This is a genomic window from Oscillibacter sp. ER4 (assembly GCF_000765235.1).
GTDB lineage: Bacteria > Bacillota > Clostridia > Oscillospirales > Oscillospiraceae > Hominicoprocola > Hominicoprocola fusiformis.
Genome location: NZ_JPJG01000093.1, coordinates 1 through 2,591, shown reverse-complemented (window position 1 = coordinate 2,591; position 2,591 = coordinate 1). Strand labels below are relative to the sequence as shown.

Below are 2,591 nucleotides of genomic sequence, written 5' to 3'. Positions count from 1 at the left end.
TGCTGCTGTTGCTGACAATAATCTTGAGATGGAAAAACTTACAGATTTCGCACAGACCTTGCTTTCAGGGTTAAGCCGCTAAATTATCATTTATACGCCGTTTTAGCTCGATCCGCTCCGTAATGGTCTGATACGCCTTCACAATGCTGCGCTGTTTGTCAATAGAGGGGACAGGTAGCTCTACCTTGCACATTTCATCCCAGTCCATTATTTCCCGGACGCTACCGTGAGACTTAAAACGTGCGTAACGATCAAACTCCGGTCTGCTGAACCAGAGCATTAAGTATTCAGGCAGTAGCTCGTTTTCATCTTTCACTTCAAAAACGGTATAGATATTGCTGACAAGCCCCTCATCATAATCCGTTAGAAGAGCAATACCAATTTTGTCTCCACGCCGAGAAGTATCTGGAATGTAGGTAAACTGCCCCCGTTTGACTTCCTTGTATTTCGTAAAGTCGGTACCAACCGTGTTTGCAATAGAGGGAATGAACATCTTTTGGACGGAAACACCTAAAAGGTTTTCCTCTTTTCCGTCTGTGTTCCTGACATCGACTTGGCGAATGAAGTCTCCAAGCAGCCTATATCCTTCTTTCATTGTGACACCTCACCCTATGTATTTTCTGTGTGCCAGCTTGACGTTTTGCTGTTTGACCATAGCATAGTGCATGGTCGTGTCGATTTTCTGATGCCCTAAGAGCTGCTGGACTTGCTCTATGGGCATCCCTTTATCTATGGCAGATGTTGCCAGTGTTCTTCGGAACTTATGTGGATGGACACGAGGCAGATTCAGCCTTTTCCCCAGTTCTCGAAGCCGTCTTTCTACGCCGCCAATCTGCAAACGGTCATTCGGTGCGGTCAGCGAGACAAACAACGCTGAACAGGTGTCTGTGCGGCTTTCCAGATAGTTTTGGAGATGGATTTTTGTCCTGGCATCGAAATAAACGATCCGTTCCTTGCTTCCTTTTCCGAAAACAACGCATTCCCGTTCATTGAAGTTGATGTCATCGCGGTTAAGGGCAATCATCTCACCGACACGCATTCCGGAGGATGCGAGAAGGTCAATCATAGCGAGATCGCGGACATTGCAGCAGTTGTCCCGCATGATTTCCAATGCCTCATCGGTGTAGGTTTCCTTGATCACCTTTGCCGTTTTTACTTTGTGAATCCGGCGCACCGGGCTTTTCACGATGTAGTCCTCATCTTCAAGCCACGAAAAGTAGCTGGACAGGATGCGACGGATATTATCTATCGTGACCTTGCTTGATTTCCGGCTTGTCTGATACTCTGTCAGGTACTTTCGCAAGTCCTCAGTTACGATCTCTTGTGGTTCTTTGTCAATGCCGGATAGCATTGACACAATGGTCTGACGGTAATAGCTCAAGGTTTTTTCTGAGCAGCCTTCAATACGTTTTGCGTTGATGAAACAGACAACCGTATCGACCTTTGCGCTTTCTACCATGCCAGCGCTGTGACTTAGCTCTACGCCACTCAGCACCCCTTCAAGGACACTTTGAAGCTGTTTTAACTGTGCGTTGTTCAGAAACGGAAGCATCTGACGCTGCACTTCTTGAATCAGTTGTTTTTTCATTGTCGTATCTCCTTTGATTATTCTCAGAGAACGACTTTTCAGTGGCAGTTCTTAGGGTAAAACTCTCGCCACTGGTGAGAGTATTTCAATTTCTAATAGCCCATGTCCTTTAATATCTTATCAATTTCGGCAAACTCTGCCGGACTACTTGGTGTCCAGTCAGAGGAATTGCAATATCTGCAATACATCGCCTTTTTATCTCTCAGGCGGTGGCAGTATGGACATTGAACCGAATCGTCTTCAAAGTCAGTTTTCCGCGTTCTGTGAGTACACACTGAGCAGTAAATTGTGTCTCCCTCATCCCAGAGGGTAGCAGGATTATCATTCCCGCAGTTGGTACATTTCATTGTGGTCATTCCTCCTGTAAATGATAATTTAGCGGCTTGATAACATCTTCACCATAGTATCTTTGACCTCGTGGAGCTTTGATATTTCCGTTTCATTAGACTCGATAACTCCGAGAAACGAGGAAATCTTTGTGTTGAACTCTGGCAGACTTTGCTTATTAGGAATAGAAAGCTCAAATTCCCCTAAAAGCGGAGGATTTGCTTGCGGTTGAGCTGAACCCCCAGCGTTCGTCTGAACAAAATCAAGGAACTCGGAAGATGTAATTGCAAGTCCAAAGTAGTATCTGTATTCGTCATCAATGGGTCTTATTCTAACAAGGAACGATGCAAATACAGAATCGGGAATATTTCTGCCGACCATTTTAGCATACCCCACGGTTGCTCCTGTCCGAGCTACAACGACATCGCCTTCCGAGAGAACATATTTTTCATGATTTCCCTCGCTGATTGGACAATATGGTACACCATTCCAATCAATATAATTCTGAGCGATGTCTGTTATACGTAAGAACTTCGGTCCAACTGGTTCGGTGGTAGCTGTTTCAGTGTAACCGTACTGCATAACTGAGTAATCTTTGAGTTTGCCTGTTATTGAAGCGTTATTTGCTGTATATTCCTTGAAATATGCTCGCATTTGAGCCGCTAAATTATCATTT

General features: G+C 44.8%; 3 protein-coding genes. All 3 read right to left on the bottom strand.

What is annotated here, in order from left to right; translation table 11 throughout:
* Window positions 1–70: 70 nt before the first annotated feature.
* Entirely contained in the window at window positions 71–595 is a 525-nt protein-coding gene (locus NI20_RS0112580; protein WP_033121738.1) for a restriction endonuclease subunit S, read from the bottom strand.
* A gap of 9 nt (window positions 596–604) precedes the next feature.
* Window positions 605–1,588: a site-specific tyrosine recombinase/integron integrase gene (gene xerA / locus NI20_RS0112575; RefSeq protein ID WP_008982939.1), complete on the bottom strand. Its 984-nt coding sequence runs from the start codon at window positions 1,586–1,588 to the stop codon at window positions 605–607.
* 375 nt (window positions 1,589–1,963) lie between these two features.
* Window positions 1,964–2,591 (bottom strand): restriction endonuclease subunit S (locus NI20_RS0112570; protein ID WP_052084696.1); only part of this gene is annotated, 628 nt, incomplete at its 5' end.